An 18,697-nucleotide genomic window follows, 5' to 3' on the forward strand; every position below is an offset into this window, starting at 1 on the left:
TGGTATTTCCTCCCATTCATAATTGGCAACCGTTAACAATTTAATTTAGAATTGAAACTATTCTCTCACAAACCCTGTCATTTGAAAAGAAAAATATCTCATTATTCCACTGTGTTTTATTTTGTTTAGAGGAACTATTGATTTGATCGTACTTCCTCCCGTGGATAACGCTTTCATTTTTCACTATATATCAGGCTTCATCGCTATGTATCGGACTTTAATCGTAAACGGCAAGAGTGTCTAGCCGGCAAATTGATTTCGCCGCATATAGAAGTATACCAGATTGTTTACTATCTCCTCATCTCTACAAAACCCCAACGCTGTCAGCAGGCGAAGGGATCTATCGTTCCCCGGATCAACTGTAGCTTCAATGACCTCAAGCCCCATCTCTTCATAACCAAAGGTGATCACCGGAAGGAGTGCTTCGGTCATCAGTCCCCTGCCCCAGAAGTCTCTGGACAGATCAAAGCCGATTTCTGCTTTACCCTCAGGTCCGGTTGTCCAGCAATGATAGCCGCAGGTCCCTGCCAATTGATCCTGCTGCTTATCGAATACTCCCCAGCGGCAGCCCGAATCGTCGATGTGAAACTGTATAATTTCATCCGCTTCGCTAATGTCTCTGCAAGGCGGAATATCCATGTAACGCGTTACTTCTTCCTCCGAGAAATGGCGGAATACCGCCTCACGATCTTCAAGCGTCAACAATCTTAAATTCAACCTGTCTGTTTCAATGACCGGGTAATTCATCTTCGTCAATGCTCTCTCTCCTTCCTTCGCACTTACTTGTTGCACCAAATCCGCTGGCACTTTGCCTATCATTCTATCATATTACTCAGCACTTACGGACCATCAGGTTTTTGTTATGAAGTATTTCCAGCATCGAAAAAAGGACTCCCGCTGCAAGCAACGAAAGTCCGGGAGGAACTAATCAAGTGTCATAACTGACCAGATAAGGATGAAGCTCTGTGTTATAGCAGCCTACGCTGTGTTCGATCAGCCTGCCTTCCCCATCGTAGGAGTTGCGCAGGCGCTTGAGCACATGCGTCCCCGGTGGAAGCTTCAGCAGCAGACAGACCTCAGGAGGTGCCGGCTCCACAAAAAAACGGTCCTTGAAGTTCTCCAGCACAATGTCGTTCTCCTCCAAAGAGTCATACAGCGACTGGATATCCGCACCCATTTCTTTGGCACCTCCGCCGGGCAGCGCTTCTGTTGTCAGGAAGTGTATCAGATGAATATAAGGCTGTCCGTTCAGAATGTAGAGACGTTCGATCCGCTGGCAATAGGGACCGTGGCGATGGTATTCCTCCGTACCGGCATCATTCGTAATGAGTTCAGACACCAGCAGTCTTTTTTCCAGCTTATGTCCCTCTTCTACGAGCAGCTCTGTAAATTTTTTGCCCTTGGAGAGTTTCTGATAGGAGGTATTGCGCATCACAATGGTCCCGACGCCGCTTTTCTTTTGTACATAACCTTCCTGGGACAGCTCCTGGACCGCGCCGCGGACCGTCATTTTACTGACACCAAATTCGTTTTCCAGCTGCGGCTCGGAGGGAATGATGCTCCCCAGAGGATATACACCGTGCAGAATCCGGTCTCTGAGGATTTTTTGAATTTGCTGATATAAAGGACCTTGCTTGCGTTTCAGTGACACGCGCCGTTCACTACCTTTCAACATCTAAGGTATGGTCTGACAACGCCCGGAGCACCTCACCCTCGGTAAAAAGCGCGGTGTCGCCTTGGGTGGTGTGGGCCAGCATTGCCGCCGCTGCTGCCATATTAACTGTTTGCTGCCACGGGTACTGCTGCAATTCCCCATGGATGATGGCGCTGGCAAAAGCATCACCGGCGCCAATCCGGTCAAATACAGGGAAGGTCAGCTTACGGGAAAACTCGAATGTACCTTGATGATAGATATATCCCGTTAAGGAATGCGTATTGTCAGCATTAATCTCACGGTGGGTTCCCGCTGCCGTTCCGATTCCGAAGCGCTTCGCCACCTCAGGAATTGCTTGCTTCAACTGTGTTATTCTATCATATTCTCCAGTTCCGATGCCAAGAATAAACTGCGCGTCCTTCTCATTCATCATCACCGTATCCGCCAGCTCCAGCAGATCTTCATAATGCGGGCGGGCCTTGGCACAGCCATCCATACCCCATAGCCCGGGGCGGTAATTGCAGTCAAAGACAACCTTGCCTCCGGCGCTTTTCACCTCCGCAGCAAGCTGCTTCATCTGCTTGCGCACTCCTTCATTCATAGCCAGCGTAATGCCGCACAAATGAAGGACGTCTACACGGGAGGCAAGAGCTGCCATATCATAATTGCCCGCCTCGGCGGTATTGAAGCTGCTGCCCGGCCGGTCTGTGTAAGTGACTCTGCCGGGGCGGGCTCCAAAGCCATTTTCCAGAAAGTACATCCCCAGCTGCTTGCCGCCCCGGCTGATCAGTGACGTATCCACCCCAAGCTTGCGCAGATAAGCGATCGCCGCTTCACCCACCGGAGTTTCCGGCAAGGTGGTTATGATAGCACCGTTATGGCCATATCTGGCCAGCGCTGCCGTTACATTAACCCCGCTTCCTGAAAAAGAGTACTCCAGCCTGCTGCTCTGGACCAGCGTTTCATAGCCAGGAACCTGCAGCCGCATCATCACTTCGCCAAAAGCAGCAATCCTAGGCATACTGATCCACCAACGATTTCATAGTTTCGAGCAGTCTGCGGACATCCTCTACGTTCGTATTCCTGGTCTGCGGATCAATAATTGAGGAATAGATATGTGGTATGACCTGCGGAACGCCTGCCTGCAGCGCAATCTCCAGGATGGGGCCAAAGTTGCCCATGTCGATTCCACCCGTAGGCTCCAGAGCAAAGCCGGCTTCCCCGCAGGCCTTGGCAACCGCACGGTACTCCTCTTCCAGCTTCAACCCCTGCATCGGATAATATTTGAGCGCATTGCCGCCCATGTCACGAACCAGTGCAATGGCCGCATGAACCGGCACAATGGCTTGCGGCTCGTTCCCCGAGCTGATGGGACCGGTCGATATATTTACATAGCCCGGCTTTCCGCAGGGAGAGACCAGGCTGTTGATCCAGCTGCCTTGGGCTCCCAGATTGGCGCGGGTCGCCCCCACTGCCGGAAATACCTGATTGATATGGCTTCCCGGATAGCTTTTGGCAATCTCCGCCACAACTGCCGCCTGCCGGTTGTCTCCTGCTCCCAGGCCGATGGATACGGCATCTTGAATAGCTCGACCATATTCCGTCACGGCGGCTGCCGCTTCCTCCGCCGTGGCGTAATTTTTGGAGAGCACGCCTACCAGGACATGCCCCTCCGCTGCCGCATAAATCTCCTTGGCGTTCTCAATGCCGCCTGCCAAGACATTAAGTGCGGCTCTGTTCTTATAGAAGCGCTGCTGAATATTATTCATTCGGTTCCCCCCCCACGATTTCGCTTATTCTGCTTACGATGACCTGAAGATCATCCCCTTGCAGAGACCTTGGATCGATATCGAAATAGCCCTGCTTCACGCCATAGTCCCGGGTATACACCGCAATCTCACCTTCACGCAGCCCGTCATTGACAGTCTTGGCATCCACCCCCGCAGCGGAGGACTCAATCTGGATGCGTCCACGGAATATAGCTCTGCCCGCTTCATCCTGCACGATGCGGACCGAAACTCCGGGCATCTCGGCCAACGGCTGAAGGCTCTCCGGAGCTTCAAAGAGAAGACGGGCAGCAATTTCTCACAGTACATCTGGCAGCGGCGGGTGGATGAGGTGATCCGGCTACTGGAGAATACGAGTGCACCGCTTAAGGAAATCATTGAGCAGGTGGGTTATCTGGATGCGCCGAATTTCATCCGCAAGTTCAAAAAAGAAACCGGTCTGACGCCGGGACAGTACCGCAAGGACCATGCCTTGAAGGGAACTGCTGCGAAAAGACCGGTTTAAATTGGCGAAGCTTACGCCCTTTCTTTATATGTTTTGGGGCCCCCGCAAAGTACCTGAGTAAACATCCAAGTAGAAACTGCTTTGCCGTCCTTTTTGTAGGACGGTATCGTTTCAGCGAGAAATAGAAGGATAATTTACAATGCGAAGCATAAAAATACTTATATTTGAAGCTAAGGCCCCACTTTGTGCGGTTATTTTGCTACTGTGCTTCCTTCAGGATATGCTCTACCAGCTCATTCAGCGGAACAGTTGCGAGCGCAATCGCCGTGTCCGTTACCCCGTAGCAGCCCGTCTTTGACTACATTTCCAGTCGGGAAGATGACATTGGGGATCTGAAAACCGAATTTCTCATAATACATCTCCGGCACCATAATGAAATTTTGTGTCCGGGCAATGATCTTCTCCGGCTGCTCCAAATCCAGCAGCATGGCTCCTACACGGTAGACAATGTCCTCATCGACGCCGTGATAGAGCACCAGCCAGCCCTTGTCCGTACGTACCGGAGGTGTAGAGCCTCCGGTCTTCCGCGATTCCCAGGATAGATTCCCGGCTGTGGCAAGCAGCTTGGGTTCTTCCCAATGGATAAGATCCTCGGAGTAGGTAATCCACATGGCCGCCTTCTCGGTTCCGTAGGCTTCACCCACGTATTCCTCGGGACGGTGCAGCAGCACGAATTTGCCGCCTATTTTCTCAGGGAACAGAATATTATCCCGGTCATTGATATCCAGTGGTGTCGTGTCCGCAACAAACTCCCAGTCCAGCAGATTATCCAATTTCAGAATGGATGACCGGGTCAGCCAATGTCCCTCCTCTTCCCCCCAGCCATCCGGGTATTCCGGAATGGAGCTTATACGGACCGATGCGGATACCGGATATATGCACGAGGGCTTCCACCCTGACAATCCCGCCGATTTCTCACGCGAGTGGTTCGCCTGGTCTAACAGCCTGTTCGCCACCCTGATCAGCAAAGCGATGGACAAAGGACTGGTCTAATCTGAGCTGCACCAGTTGTACTCTTCAATGGACATTGCAGCGGAAAACACTACTCTAGTTAATGATGTGAATTATAGAATCAAGCCCTGCCTATAGAAAAAAACCGGCTGCGCCGTCCTTTATACAAGGATGGCGCAGCCGGTTTTTTGTAGCTGGAGTAGCTGGACTGCATGAACTTTAATAGCTGCTTTGGCTCTGTTCGCCTTTGGCAATAGCCACGCCGCCACTGGTGCCGATTCTTGTCGCTCCGGCTCCAACCATAACAAGGGCATCCTCTGCGCTGCGCACACCGCCGGATGCTTTGACGCCGATGTCCGGACCGACTGCCGCACGCATCAGTGCGATATCTTCCTTGGTGGCTCCTCCGGTGGAAAATCCGGTTGAAGTCTTCACATAATCCGCTCCCGCTTCAACAGCAAGCTTGCAGGCACGAACTTTCTCCTCATCGCTCAGCAGGCAAGCCTCGATAATGACTTTGGTTAATGCTTTGCCGCGGGCTGCATCAACAACAGCAGAGATATCACGCTTCACCAATTCATCATTGCCATCCTTCAAAGCGCCGATGTTGATCACCATATCGACTTCACCTGCACCTTTTGCTATTGCATCGGTTGTTTCAAAGGCCTTTGTTTCCGGTGTTGAAGAGCCTAACGGGAAGCCGATAACCGTGCATACTTTTACCTCCGGTGTATCTTTCAAGACTTCATGGGCAACAGATACCCATGCTGGATTTACGCAGACTGAGGCGAACTTATAGGCTTTGGCCTCTTCCGCCAACTTGATGATATCTTCTTTCCGTGCATCCGCCTTCAGCAGCGTATGATCAATGATCCCGGATAATGTAATCTCACTCATTGTTAATTCCTCCATAGCAGTAGATATTCTCATACCCTGTAATCATACCAATAGAAGAACGCTTTGGAAAGGCGAGGGAGAACGATCCACACCTTTCAATATGCTTTATGTACCTCTTCACGGAATGGAATTAAACCCTATTTTATAAATACAAAAAAATAAAAAGTTTAATTATGCTAAATAAACCTTTTCAAAACAACGATAATAATTATATGGAATTATTGGTTTCCATATTTTCCTGGATTGATTTCACAACTATTTTGTAGAAGGAGATGTTTGGACAGATGGGTAGTTTTAAATTCGCAACAAACACCAAAGAGCACAAACTGGATGTACAAGTCGAAGGAACCATGTCAGAGGAGGACGCAGGACGGTTTATTCAGGAATACAATCAAACCGTAAGCAAGTTTGACCCGACTGAATATGAGATTGTCCTGGACTGCACTACGCTGAATGTTTCTTCTCCGGATGTGCTGCCTATGCTGGAGCAATGCTATATTCTGTACCAACAATCCGGGTTCAAAAAAGTAGTCTTCACAATCGCTAAAAGTCCGGTGCTGAAAATGCAGCTTAGCCGGGTGGCTCGCTCCACAAAACTGGCAAACTATGAAATTATCGAAGTGTAGGTGAACCTGATGAAACATACCGGAGAAAACATTAGAATCCGCAATGCCGCGTACTACCATCCACAGCACATTGTTGGCAATGATTATTACCTTGATCATTTCGCGCAGATGGGGAAGGACATCAAGCGGTTCCTCGAAGTGATGGGCCGAAAGAATAGATACATTATCAAGGACGAAAATGAAAATTCGCTGACGATGGGATTAAAGGCGGCACAGAAGGTGCTTGAGGATGCCAGTCTGCAAAGTGAAGATCTCGATATGATTGTGTTCGCTTCACAGACACCGGAGTATACTTATCCTACCAATGCCCTGCTGCTGCACAACAAACTGCAATGCAAGCATCGCACCATCACTCTGGATTCCAATGCCAATTGCGCCGGTATGGTAGCGGCTGTTGAACAGGCGAGCCGTTACATGCAGTCGAACCCAAGCATCCGTTATGCACTGATCACAGGGAGTGACTACAGCTCGGTCAACTGCAATACGGATGATGAAATTACCTATCCTAACTTTGGAGATGCGGCGGCCGCCGTTATTCTGGAGCGGAGCAGTGAAGCTGGGGGATTTACAGATTCCTTGTACTACACAGATTCCGAAGGCTGCGAGAACATCATGTTTCCAGCATGCGGATTGTCCAATATCTATCGCGAAGATATAACAGCAGAGCAGATTCGAATCCGCTGGACGCCGTTTGACGGTACAGTATGCGTGGATGCGGCCATAGCTGATATTAAAGAGCTGCTGAGCCGCAACGGCCTGACTACCGATGATATCTCCGCCTTCTGCCTGTCCCAATTCTCACTCAAAAATATTGAGCTGATTCAAGAGGGGCTCGGCCTTAGTGAAGAGAAATTCATCTATGTTGGCGACGAATTTGGCTATACCGCCACAAGCAGTCCATTTATCGCCTTTCAGCGTGGAGTCGAGGATGGACGGATCAAACGCGGCGACTATGTCTTCTTCTGGTCCGTAGGCGCCGGCTGGCAAATTCCGACGATGCTCTTCCAATACTGATAACGGGAAACCGGACAAGCTATCTTCTTAAAATCATGCAAAAAGCCTTGCTCTCATTCAGGAGCAAGGCTCTTCTTTATGCCGTAGCCAATGGTTACTTTTGCGTCAGCGAATCAATGTCCACAAATGGCGTGGCCCCGCCCGTTACCGACGGCAGTACACCGTTCCATTTCTCCAGCGCTTTCTCCTGGACTTCAATTTGCTTCAGCTGCACCAGCTCAGGTGTAACCTCCTGCTTCTTCAGTCTTAAGGATTCGGCCTCCGCCTGTGCCTGGGCAATCTTCTGTTTGGCTTCTATCTCGACCCGCCGGAGATCATTCTCCGCCTTCAGCGCCTGCTGCTGGGCAACCTGCTTGGCTTCAATCGATTGGTTGAAGGCATCGGAGAATTTGAAATTGACAATGTTGATGTCATTAACGACTAGATCATATTTGGCCAGCCGTGCAGTGAGCAGGCCACTGATTTCTCCCGCCACGGCATCACGCCGAGTAATCAAATCTTCTGCGGGGTATTTAGCCGTTACCTCCTTCACAATCTCCTGAATCGCCGGGTTGATGATCACGGCATCAAAATTGCCTCCAATATTATTCATCAGATTATAGGCAGAATCTTTACTGACGGAATAGTTAACAGCTACATGGGTAGATACGGGCTGAAGGTCTTTAGACGATGCCGTAGTGTCCGTCTCCGCTTTGGTTACCTGCGTGTTGACCTGAATTACACTCTGGAAGAAGGGGATTTTCAAATGAATGCCCGGCGTCAGCATATTGTTGTTCAGTTTGCCGAAGGTTTTGTACAAACCTACATGCCCGTACTCTACGGTAGCAAATGAGTTGGCGGCGATTAGCCCCAGAACCAATACCGCCGCCGCGATGCCTATGAGTTTGCCTGGCCTAGTCTGCTTCAATTTCGGATTAATCTCCATGATTGTTGAAACCTCCCTAATTATGCTCTGCTTGGTATTGTTAACCTTCTATACGGTGGTGCAGCACCAGCGGTCGCAAGGAATTTTTTTGCGGGGAAGTATTCTATATATTATTAGGGAGAAGAGGCTAACAGAATCATTCCTTCAGGAGAAATGCGGTATTCCCTTGGTTTCTCCCCACCGACATCGGAGGCTTCGTAGACCAAATCGTCTCTAAGCACAACGGAATTGGCCTGCAAGGCATCATTAAGGTATATAAATTCAGCATACCCGCTGTGATAGCGGTATACATATGCAGTCATCGGTGTTCCATGTGCTGCCACTGCTTCCCGGTATCCATCGGCGTCAACATCCAATTCCCGGGTATGGCCTGTGTCTATTCGCAGCATTTCCGCCGGTGTCCCCTTATTATCTATACCGTAGTAATTGCTGAGCGAGTTGTTTGCCCCCAGTCCGCCAGTGATTTTGAGCACCCGGTCTTTAAAAAGATTAGTCACCTCTACCTGTATATCCTCCACCTTACGGTAATTGTATGTTCCTACGAAGCCAAGGCTGAAATGCCCCTTACTTGTGTCTAAATCAGCATATACATAGTCATCATCTTTTGCCTGTGTATAGACAGTTACCTGTATCCCGCCGAAGTCATCCAGCCTTGTCTGTAAAATCACTTTGCTGCCTGACGGGAGCCCTTTGGAGGTCTTAACTACAGGAGCCTCTTCCACTCGCTGCCAATCCAGTGGAATCAGCCCCGCTCTGTTTTCCGGATGGAAGCTTCTCTCAGGCGGTGGGGTTGCCATACCATCTACACCGCCGGAGACGTCAGCAGCCGTTGCCGTTGACCGGGGAGCGGCTGTAGCGTGGAGGTCCGCAGTTTCTTTGCCGGACGGCATGCAGCCGGATGGCAATGTCAGCAGCGGCACAAGCAGCACTGCGGTTATTTTTTTCAGGATGAGATTCATTTCTCCACTCCTCTTCTGTTGGGAATATTGCCATTCTTCTATTAGAAATAGTATACGGGTTCATCCGAATCAGGAGATGACTTTATCGACGCCGGATGGTTAATATCTTGTTGCATTTTACAGAAATGAGCAGACAAAAATAGCAGCCTTCTCCATAGAGAAAGCTGCTCAAAAGATGAATTATTAATCATATGAATTACGAATGTCCACCGGATAAGGACAAGCCAACCCGTTTTACCAGCTGTGTGCTTTCCTCGTTTAATCCGGTAATCGTAACCGATTTGCCATACGCCGCATACTTGCTGATCGTCTTGGCAATGGCGCCAGCCGCTGACTGGTCCCATACATGCGAATGTGTGAAGTCGATCCTGATGTTCTCCGGATCGCCCTCATAGTTAAACTCATGAATAAAGTGGCTTGTCGTACCGAAAAACAACTGGCCGGAAACCACATACGTAACCATATCGGCGGATGTCTGGACGCTCAGGGAAATCGAGGCTATTTTCCAGGCAAATGTCAGGGCACTGAGCAGAACACCGAACAACACCCCGATGGACAGATTATCCGTTAGCACGACCGTAACAACCGTTACAACCGTTACAATCATTACCAGTGCATCACTTAGCGGTACGCGGGCCAGCGTCTTCAGCGAACCCCATTCAAAGGTGCTGATGCACACCATGATCATGACGCCTACCAGCGCTCCCATTGGAATTTGCTTAACGATATCACCGAGAACGAGGATGAGGAACAAGAGGAATATCCCCGACACAAAGGTTGAGAGCCGGGTGCGTCCCCCCGATTTCATGTTGACCATCGATTGGCCGATCATCGCACAGCCTGCCATGCCTCCGAAAAAGCCCGTAACGATGTTCGCCAATCCCTGACCCTTCGCTTCACGGTTCTTGTCGCTTCCGGTTCCGGTTATATCGTCAATTAAAGTTGCCGTCATCAGCGATTCCAGCAGCCCCACCACAGCGAGTGACAGTGAATATGGCAATATAATGAGCAGCGTATCCATTGTAAATGGCAGCTGCGGCAGATGGAACAGCGGCAAAGCCGATGTTATCTCTCCCATATCCCCCACGGTCTTCACATCCAGATCAAGCACGATGCTGAGCACTGAAACGATAATAATTGCCACAAGCGCCGAAGGCACCGCCTTGGTGAACAGCGGAACCGTATAGATGATGAGCAGAGTCAAGGCTACAAGGGCGTACATCACCCAGCTTTGGCCTTTGAAATGCGTAAGCTGTGCCATAAAGATCAGAATAGCCAGCGCATTGACAAAGCCGGTCATGACGGGCTGCGGAAGAAAGGTAATAAATCTCCCCAGCTTGAGCATCCCCATCACGATTTGGAAAACTCCGGCTAATACGGTAGCTGCGAACAGATACTCAATTCCGTGCTGGATTACCAGACTGCCGACCAGCAGTGCCATTGCGCCGGTGGCTGCCGAGATCATGCCCGGTCTGCCTCCGGCAAACGATGTTACAATTGCGATGCAAAAGGAGGCATACAGACCGACCATCGGGCTTACTCCGGCAAGAATCGAGAATGCAATCGCTTCGGGAATGAGTGCAATTGCCACCGTCATTCCGGAAAGAACATCGCTCCGTGTATTGGAAAACCACCCGTTATTTAATTTTAGCTGCTTCAAGCTTCTGTTTCCTCCTGTTTCTGTTATGGTTGATTGGACTGTTCCAAACAGTCCGGTCCGGTGCAACGCCAATGTTTCCTATTGTACCTGACCCGCCATAACCTCCACAAAAGTGCAGCCTGTACTTGTAAGCGTTTATTTCGGTCTTTTTCTCGCATATGCTGCGAAAATCAAGTCCATTCAATAGTTTTAAATTACCGGTACAGTCCTGAAGCCTTAACCTCATTGAAGAAGGTATTGAATTCCTCGATATTAAGCTGCTGCGCAGCATCCGACAATGCAGTCGCCGGATCGGGATGAACCTCCACCATGATGCCGTCGGCTCCGGCGGCGAGTGCCGCTTTGGCGCAAGGGATCAGGATATCCTTACGTCCGGTGGAGTGAGTCACATCCACCAGCACCGGTAAATGGCTCTCCTGCTTCAGAATTGGCACGGCCGAGATGTCCAGTGTATTACGCGTCCATTTCTCGTAAGTGCGGATACCGCGTTCGATCAGCATGACCTGGGTATTTCCGCGTGACATGATGTACTCAGCCGCATGGAGGAATTCTTCCATCGTTGCAGCAAGCCCGCGTTTCAGCAGAACCGGTTTGTTCAGTTCTCCAGCTGCCTTGAGAAGTTCAAAGTTCTGCATATTGCGTGCGCCGATCTGTATAATATCCACATAATCCAGCGCCGGCTCCAGATGTGCCGGATCGACGATTTCACTGATCGTCAGCAGGCCGTATTCATCAGCCGCCTCACGGAGAATCCGCAGCCCATCCATGCCAAGGCCCTGGAAATCATACGGCGAAGTCCGGGGCTTGAACGCTCCACCGCGCATTACGCGGATACCGGCCTTTTGCAGCGCCGCGGCCACCGTACGGGTCTGCAGTTCGCTTTCTACGGAGCAAGGGCCTGCTACCATCAGCGACGACAGGCCGCCGACGGTCACATCGCCCGGCAGGACAATAACGGTGTCCTCTTTGTGGCTCTTACGGCTGACAAGCATGCTTTTCTTATGCTCGGCAGACTGCAAATCCAGAGAAGCGGAGAAGATTTGCTTGAAGAGGCTGCGGATCGTTCCGCTTGTGAAAGGTCCTTTGTTGCCCGCTACCAGCTTCTCCAGCATCTGTTTTTCCCGTTCCGGATCGAACTTCGGCACGCCTTGCTTTTCTTTAACTACACCAATTTCCTGAACTACCTGGGCACGCTCGGAGATCAGCTCCAGCAGCTGCTCATTAATTTCATCCAGGCGGGCTCTCAGCCCATCCAATTCCACGTTGCTCATTACCTTCCACTCCCTCTTCTCGATTAATTCAACCTATGAACGCAAAAAGGCCCCCCGTCGCAAGGGACGAGGAGCCGTGGTACCACCCTTATTTAGGATTAATCAAAAACAACCGCCGGCACAAAAAATGAAAGCTCATTTCCTGCCCGGGATTAACCCTGTCTTACACCCGATAACGCGGGGCGCGGGCCTCCCTACCCATAGTTGCTGCAGCAAATACTTCAGGGGCCGACTCGGAAGTGAACTTCGGCGCTAATCGTCTCATGAGGGTGCTCTCAGTCTCCGGCACACCTTCCCTGTTAAGATCCGCTTCTAGCGCTTACTCTCTTCGTCATTGTCATTTGTGTTATATGCCGGTGCTTCTTCTGCGCCGGTTGATGCTATCTTAATCAATAAGATCCTCTGATGCAAGACATCAATGTACCGCTTCGCAGCTTTAAGCAACTAAAATAACCTTTGATAAGATTAAGCGCCCAAGCCTGTTTTTTCGCCTCAGAAAAATTTTCCGATGATATTCGAAATAGCTTCGCTTCTGAGCGGCTTACTGATATATTCATCCATCCCGGCCTCGAGACAAAGCTCACGGTCGCCCTTCAGCGCATTTGCCGTAACCGCAATAATTACCGGAAGCTTCTCCTGAGGAAGCGTCTGTTTAATAACCCTGGTAGCTTCCAGCCCATTCATCCCGGGCATCTGCACATCCATGAAAATAATGTCATAGTCCTTGCTGCCGGCCATCTCCACTACCTGCAGCCCGTCTACCGCAACATCGACAGCGTAGCCCCGCTTCTCCAATATTTTGCGCAGCACGATTCGGTTAATTTCATTGTCTTCGGCCACTAATATACGCAGCTCCCGGCCAACCGGACCCAGGCTCGGCAACTCGGTACCCGGTACCCCGTCTGAACCTTTGTCCTCCTCGCGAAGCACCACAGTGAATACAAAGGCCGCACCAATCTTCGTGCCCGTATCCAGTGCGATGCTACCGCCCATCAGTTCAACAAGCTGTTTGGTAATGGCCAGGCCCAGGCCTGTTCCTTCATGACGCCGGCCCATAAATTGCTCAAGCTGATAAAACGGCTCAAATAGCCGTTCCCGGGAGTCTTCCGGGATACCAATCCCGGTATCAGCAACAGTGAATTGCAGCGTAATGCCATCTGCGGCTTTCGCCGCAGTCCGGACCTGTATTGTGACACCTCCGGTATAGGTGAACTTCACTGCATTGCCGACTAAATTGAGCAGAATCTGCTTCAGCCGGTCTGCGTCGCCTATCAAATGCTCCGGCACTTCTGCGCCCATCATAACCTCAATGTATAACCCCTTCGCCTCCGCCTTAAGGAGCAGCAGTTCGAGCGCGGAGTCCATGCAGTTCCTCAGTACAAACGGCTCTTCATGCAGGGCTGTTTTGCCCGCTTCATTCTTGGAGAAATCCAGAATATCGTTGATGATATTCAACAGCGTATTACCGCTCTGCCGGATAATATCAAGATACTCTCGCTGTACTGAGCCCGGTTCACTCATGTCCAACAGCAGATCGGTCATCCCCAGAACCCCATTCATCGGCGTGCGGATCTCATGGCTCATCATTGCCAGAAACTCGCTTTTGGCCTTGTTCGTATTCTCAGCAATCTCCTTGGCAATGAGCAGCTTCTTCTGCTCGGTAATATCCTTCACGATAATATAGAATCCGACCCGCTCCTCGTTGATGATGATGGGGGCGATTGTTGTCAGCACTTCGACGGTATGGCCGTCTTTATGCCAGATCAGATTGATGTTCCGCTCCTTGCTGTTGTTCCCATTGCAATAATCGATTACATCATGCAGATGATGGGCGCCGATAATCAGACTGACACTCATTCCGGCCATTTCAGGGATGGTGTAGCCTGTCAACTGGCAGGCTTGTTCATTTCCGTTTATGATATTGCCCTGCAGATCCAGGGAAATAATCGCATCATGATTATATTTTTTCAGGGAGGTATACCGCTCGATGGATTCCTGCAGCATCGTCTCTACGGCTTTGCGCTCTGTTACATCACGGCCTACCGCAAGCACACTCATGCTATTCCCATCCTCAATTAAACGCAGGGTGAATTCAATCCAGAGGTATCGCCCGCCGGCATGGCGGATTCGCAGCTGGATGCTCTGAAACTCCATGGGCTCAGAGAGCTCCAAAGCGGAAAGATCCTCATGGTGAATCAGCCCGCGGATATCGCGTCCAATCAGCTTCTCCGGTTCATACCCAAGCACCTCCCGAATCGAAGGTGAACAATACAGGCATATGTTGTCCAGAGTGGAATAATACACAATATCCCTTATGTTCGCGGCGATCAGCCGGTAGAGTTCATCACTCGGAGGAGGAATGATTTCGGCGGTATTCCCCTCCGGAATCTCAGCCAAATGAATTAAATAATGCAGTTTCTCCCCCGTACAAGGATCGCTGACAAGCACAGCATGCAGAAGCAGCTGGACCGGTGTGCCGGCGGCACGGGTCAGCTTAATTTCACATTCAAAAAAGGGGGCCTCTCCTGCTTGCAGAGCCCCCATCATCTTTTTATATACCGCCAAAGAATCATTATGCAAAAACTTACCGAATTCATGCTCCAGGAGCTGTTCCTCCGAATACCCCAGCATCAAAACTACCGCGGGATTTATACGGGTCCATTTCTCATCCATAGAAAGAAAAGCTACTCCAACCTTTCCCGTTTTGTACGCCTGTCCAAAGCGGGAATATACCTCCGCATGCTGTCTTAACATCTGATCCACCGCCCGTTTGTGGAGTATTGAGTGAAATTCACTTATTTTAAAACTTCAATATAAATATCTTGTATAATCGGGCGAAAGTCAAATGTTATTCCCGCTTTTTCAGCTATAATATTCAAGGCATTAAATATTCACTTTCTGCAGGTCTTAGAATGAATAGTAAACTTCTTTTCCGGCAAGAAAATCCCTGCACAGGGTGTCGCATACTTTTGCTGCGTCCTCTTTAATCCAGCCATTCCGGTCAGGGTCATGAATAAAAAACAGATAGCTGATAAATATATCCATAAAAATCAATCCTTCAATATACCGTACCTGATCAAAAGTGAAAGTGGACCTTGAAGCATAACCCAGCAATAGGGTTTGCCTTAATTCGCTTGGAAGGATGGAAGATGCGCTGCCCAGGTCAAATAGGTAATAGCCATAACCGAATAATCCAAAGTCTATATAACAGGGACCCTCATTCGTAATAATAACATTCCCAAGTTGAACATCGGCATGTATGAGCCCCCACTCTTGTTGAGTATCCAAATCCCTCAGTTGGCCCTTTACATATTCCAGAACCTCCTTAATGATCTCATAGTGCTCTTGACTGTACAGGCTGGCTTCAATTCCATATCTAAGTTCCTCAATCGCACGGTCTATTCTTGCTGCGTCATATACAGGTCTGGTTAGCGCCGGCAGTGCGGATTCCCGTGAAAAATGATGTAGATCCGCCAGCTTCTCCCCTAATGCAAAAACAATCTGCCCTATGTTGTCTTCCTGCAAAGTAAGCGTTGACCCCTCTATCCACTCCAGTAAGGTTGCATAACAAGAACCAAATTCATTGGCTGTGTATTCTGAAACAAACTGGCCCGCACGGTTAACAGAGGGTTTCTGCACCCGCAGGCTGTTCTTTTGGGATAATCCCTGAAGTAAGTACATTTCTGACTGTAAGCCTTCAAGTGTATGCTGTATACCAAACAGACCTGCTGTTGCAGGTTTATGTATGCGCAGCAAATATTGTTTGCCGTCGCTTGTATCTGTTACCTTAAACGTCATATTTTCATTATGTCTAATATATTCAATCGCTGGTTCCGAGATAGAATAAAGCGCAAGCGCTTCTTCTGCATGATGTATCAAGTCGTCCACAAATTCAGATTCCATTATATAATCCCCGTTCCTGCATTTTCCTTTTAGTTTATCATAGGTTTAATCCCGGATACGCGGGCAAGAACAGTTAAATACAAAGAAGCCCTTAACAAAGCGGCTTCGTAATAATCCTTATAGAACGGCTTTTTGCCGGCAAACCGGCCTTCCGGCGGAGTTCTCCCCAGTGCCCCACCTTTGATTGCACACCCTTGCTCTAATCCCGGTCCGGTGTCAGAAACCCCCTGTTAACAGAGCCTCTACAGTTTCCGTAACTTCTTTGACCTGAAAGGGCTTTGTAATATACCCGGCAAAACCTGCACCTTTGGCCCGCTCGATATCCAAGCTCTGGGCAAAGGCGCTGATCGCCAAAACCGGAATATGCCGGGTCTCCTCTTTCGACTTCAAAGACTCCAATGCCTCATAACCGCTCAGGTCGGGCAAGCCGATATCCAAAATAATCAGATCCGGCAGCTTCTGCCTGGCAATCTGCAGACCAAGCTTCGCCGTATCAGCTTTCAGCAGTAATACGGAGGGCAGATTTCTTTTGAAGATATGATGCATTAAATCCATGTTGAGCTCATTATCTTCTACATAGAGCACCGTCTGCTTGTATTCCCCCATTCATCAAATCCCCCTAAATGTTTGATGCGCAATATACCTAGTCAGGGAAAAATAAAAAAGCCGAAGAAAGGGTCATCTCCCCCTTCTCCGGCTCATGTTCGGCTCATTTGCATGTCCGACCCATTTCCACCTCATTTATGATGTTCAATGAAAAGTATATGCTATCACACTGGTATCCTTGTCGAAATCCCAATCCACATAAATGTCAGACAGCTCCTTGCCGAGCATCGGCGCAATTGTGGTGGTATCCTCCAAATAACGTTTTTCCATTTTGCGTTTCGTTGTTTTGAGTGTATTCTCATAGCCGAGGCCAATCAGTTCCTTCTCCAGAGGAATCAGAATTCCCTCACGCTTGATGATCAGAGTGCGTGGGCCAAGCCACCAGGAGTCAGTAAATTCCGGTTCCTTCTGCACTTTCCTGCTTACTTCATTAATCTGGGCATGGACTTCTTCCCGCCCGGCATAATCGTCAACAGCCACTCCGCTGTGCTTGATGAGTGCAACGATCATTCCTGACGCGTTATGTATGCCCCAATCATAAAAAATCTCGCTGATCTCAATAGCCATCTGATCCTTCAGGTAAGCCGAAAGCTCGGGAAGCAGTGATTTCATCAGGAGCTCCCGCGTGTAGCGGAACGCTTGCTCCTCTTCCTTGTTTAACAAAAATTTCTCCACAGGCCCGATAAAATTGCGGATATGCATGGCGATGCATTGCTCTCCGATAGATGCATGTATGGATTCGGGCCCTTTCCCGAAGCGCTCTCTCAGCAGTCTTCCTGTGTAGCTGGAAAGTTGGCTAGTAAGTTCTGTAGTACTCATCAAATTTCCTCCAGCATTATATTCTTTTGTCAGTGTCTAACTGTATGGGGAGACTCTCCGCCTGCTGAAGAACGGTTCGTACACCTTAGTATAATCTCAACTGCCAGCTTCGTACACACAAAAAAATACATTGCACAATTTGACACACAAAATTATATTGTGTACAATTTAATTAATATGAATATTTCATTACATATTGCGGAAGGATGATTCAGCAATGAGCATATATCAATATACCGCACGCAACATTCGGGGCAAGGAAACCAGTCTTGAACAATACAAGGATAAAGTCCTGCTGATTGTAAATACCGCCAGCAAATGCGGGTTCACTCCGCAATATTCCGACCTTCAGAAGCTCTATGAGAAATATCAGGATGACGGATTTCAAATTCTGGGATTTCCCAGCAATCAGTTCGGGGAGGAACCCGGAACCAACGAAGAAGTAGACGTCTTCTGTCAAATTAACTACGGAGTTAGCTTCCCCCTATTTGAGAAGGTTGATGTGAAAGGCGAAAATAAACATCCCCTGTTTCACTATCTGACCGGTCAGGCGGGCTTTGAAGGCTTCGATGAAAGTAATGCCAGCGGGAAGCTGCTGCATGCCATGCTTCAGGAGCGTGAGCCTGCAACACTGGCTGACGACGAAGTGAAATGGAATTTCACCAAGTTCCTTATTGACCGCGATGGCCAAGTTGTGAAGCGTTTTGAATCCTACAGTGATCCGCTGGACATTGAGCCGGCTATTCAGGAACTGCTGTAAAACAGTCCAGCTGCATAGTGCCTGCTAATACATGGATACGACAAGAGGGTGTCCCGGAAGCCTTATTCATTCACGGCTTCTGGAACACCTTCTTTATGCTTACAAAAGAACCGAATGGCTTGTTTCATCACATTTCATTTATAGCGAAAAAACGCTGTTTACTTAAGTACATTCATTCAAGCGGATGCATTGAATAGGCTTCTTCTGAAGATACTCGACTGAAAGACCTCCGCGGTTCACAGACCTTTATCATTTGTTCACATACTTACATTTTGTAAGCTATTATGTTATAATCATCAATATTCCTCACACACCGGACCGGCTACCATTTACTATATTTAACATTCTATTGAACAAGGG

At 49.2% G+C, this 18,697-nt stretch carries 16 protein-coding genes and 4 pseudogenes; 5 read left to right on the forward strand and 15 right to left on the reverse strand.

Annotated features, from left to right (window positions below; translation table 11 throughout):
* Window positions 1-240 precede the first annotated feature (240 nt).
* The 5 genes and pseudogenes from NST07_RS30120 to NST07_RS30140 all read right to left on the reverse strand — a co-directional run.
* Window positions 241-747, reverse strand: a complete 507-nt coding sequence (locus NST07_RS30120) for a GNAT family N-acetyltransferase (protein WP_342481990.1) — start codon at window positions 745-747, stop codon at window positions 241-243.
* A 181-nt stretch (window positions 748-928) separates the two neighbouring features.
* Complete coding sequence (locus NST07_RS30125; RefSeq protein WP_341380422.1) at window positions 929-1,651, reverse strand: GntR family transcriptional regulator; 723 nt, start codon at window positions 1,649-1,651, stop codon at window positions 929-931.
* Window positions 1,652-1,661: 10 nt separating this feature from the next.
* A complete protein-coding gene (locus tag NST07_RS30130) occupies window positions 1,662-2,675 on the reverse strand; it encodes a sugar kinase (protein WP_341379852.1) in 1,014 nt (337 codons plus the stop codon).
* On the reverse strand, window positions 2,668-3,423 hold the full coding sequence (locus NST07_RS30135; RefSeq protein WP_342480695.1) for a KDGP aldolase: 756 nt from the start codon (window positions 3,421-3,423) through the stop codon (window positions 2,668-2,670). Before NST07_RS30135 ends, NST07_RS30130 begins: the two co-directional genes overlap by 8 nt.
* Window positions 3,416-3,712, reverse strand: a pseudogene (locus NST07_RS30140) (SelA-like pyridoxal phosphate-dependent enzyme); the annotation flags it as partial. The gene NST07_RS30135 and the pseudogene NST07_RS30140, both read right to left, overlap by 8 nt.
* On the opposite strand from NST07_RS30140, the pseudogene NST07_RS30145 reads away from it, so the two are divergent.
* Window positions 3,707-3,946: pseudogene (locus NST07_RS30145) on the forward strand (AraC family transcriptional regulator); the annotation flags it as partial. The pseudogenes NST07_RS30140 and NST07_RS30145 overlap by 6 nt on opposite strands.
* A 199-nt stretch (window positions 3,947-4,145) precedes the next feature.
* Here the strand turns inward: NST07_RS30145 and NST07_RS30150 are convergent.
* A pseudogene (locus NST07_RS30150) lies at window positions 4,146-4,791 on the reverse strand (glycosidase); the annotation flags it as partial.
* A 10-nt stretch (window positions 4,792-4,801) separates the two neighbouring features.
* Here NST07_RS30150 and NST07_RS30155 point away from each other — a divergent pair.
* Window positions 4,802-4,939: pseudogene (locus NST07_RS30155) on the forward strand (glycoside hydrolase family 125 protein); the annotation flags it as partial.
* A 177-nt stretch (window positions 4,940-5,116) separates the two neighbouring features.
* On the opposite strand, the gene deoC reads toward NST07_RS30155, so the two are convergent.
* Entirely contained in the window at window positions 5,117-5,794 is a 678-nt protein-coding gene (gene deoC, locus NST07_RS30160; RefSeq protein ID WP_340896456.1) for a deoxyribose-phosphate aldolase, read from the reverse strand.
* Between the two features lie 284 nt (window positions 5,795-6,078).
* On the opposite strand from deoC, the gene NST07_RS30165 reads away from it, so the two are divergent.
* Window positions 6,079-6,420, forward strand: coding sequence for a hypothetical protein (locus NST07_RS30165; protein WP_038596681.1), 342 nt, complete (start codon window positions 6,079-6,081; stop codon window positions 6,418-6,420).
* Between the two features lie 9 nt (window positions 6,421-6,429).
* The gene (locus NST07_RS30170) at window positions 6,430-7,434 is read left to right on the forward strand and encodes a 3-oxoacyl-ACP synthase III family protein (protein ID WP_342480696.1); all 1,005 of its coding nucleotides are present in this window, start codon (window positions 6,430-6,432) and stop codon (window positions 7,432-7,434) included.
* Between the two features lie 94 nt (window positions 7,435-7,528).
* On the opposite strand, the gene NST07_RS30175 is transcribed toward NST07_RS30170, so the two are convergent.
* The 8 genes from NST07_RS30175 to NST07_RS30210 form a co-directional block, all read right to left on the reverse strand.
* Window positions 7,529-8,359 carry a prohibitin family protein gene (locus tag NST07_RS30175; protein ID WP_341096471.1) on the reverse strand — a complete coding sequence of 277 codons (831 nt, stop codon included), beginning with the start codon at window positions 8,357-8,359 and terminating at the stop codon, window positions 7,529-7,531.
* Window positions 8,360-8,472: 113 nt separating this feature from the next.
* The gene (locus NST07_RS30180; protein WP_341096473.1) at window positions 8,473-9,318 is read right to left on the reverse strand and encodes a hypothetical protein; all 846 of its coding nucleotides are present in this window, start codon (window positions 9,316-9,318) and stop codon (window positions 8,473-8,475) included.
* A 196-nt stretch (window positions 9,319-9,514) separates the two neighbouring features.
* Window positions 9,515-10,978, reverse strand: coding sequence for a SulP family inorganic anion transporter (locus NST07_RS30185; protein ID WP_342480697.1), 1,464 nt, complete (start codon window positions 10,976-10,978; stop codon window positions 9,515-9,517).
* 194 nt (window positions 10,979-11,172) lie between these two features.
* Window positions 11,173-12,249, reverse strand: coding sequence for a bifunctional 3-deoxy-7-phosphoheptulonate synthase/chorismate mutase (locus NST07_RS30190; protein ID WP_076114024.1), 1,077 nt, complete (start codon window positions 12,247-12,249; stop codon window positions 11,173-11,175).
* Window positions 12,250-12,741: 492 nt separating this feature from the next.
* Window positions 12,742-15,003: a PAS domain S-box protein gene (locus tag NST07_RS30195; protein WP_342481991.1), complete on the reverse strand. Its 2,262-nt coding sequence runs from the start codon at window positions 15,001-15,003 to the stop codon at window positions 12,742-12,744.
* Between the two features lie 153 nt (window positions 15,004-15,156).
* Entirely contained in the window at window positions 15,157-16,152 is a 996-nt protein-coding gene (locus NST07_RS30200) for a phosphotransferase (protein ID WP_341096478.1), read from the reverse strand.
* 216 nt (window positions 16,153-16,368) lie between these two features.
* Window positions 16,369-16,758: a response regulator gene (locus NST07_RS30205; protein WP_341096479.1), complete on the reverse strand. Its 390-nt coding sequence runs from the start codon at window positions 16,756-16,758 to the stop codon at window positions 16,369-16,371.
* 144 nt (window positions 16,759-16,902) lie between these two features.
* Window positions 16,903-17,577 (reverse strand): Na-translocating system protein MpsC family protein, encoded by a 675-nt coding sequence (locus tag NST07_RS30210; protein WP_341096480.1) that lies wholly within the window; start codon window positions 17,575-17,577, stop codon window positions 16,903-16,905.
* 217 nt (window positions 17,578-17,794) lie between these two features.
* Between NST07_RS30210 and NST07_RS30215 the strand changes: the two genes are divergently transcribed.
* Window positions 17,795-18,337 carry a glutathione peroxidase gene (locus NST07_RS30215; protein ID WP_341096482.1) on the forward strand — a complete coding sequence of 181 codons (543 nt, stop codon included), beginning with the start codon at window positions 17,795-17,797 and terminating at the stop codon, window positions 18,335-18,337.
* Window positions 18,338-18,697 lie beyond the last annotated feature (360 nt).

Origin of the sequence: Paenibacillus sp. FSL L8-0340, from assembly GCF_038593145.1 — a bacterium.
In the GTDB taxonomy this organism is placed as follows: domain Bacteria; phylum Bacillota; class Bacilli; order Paenibacillales; family Paenibacillaceae; genus Paenibacillus_AQ.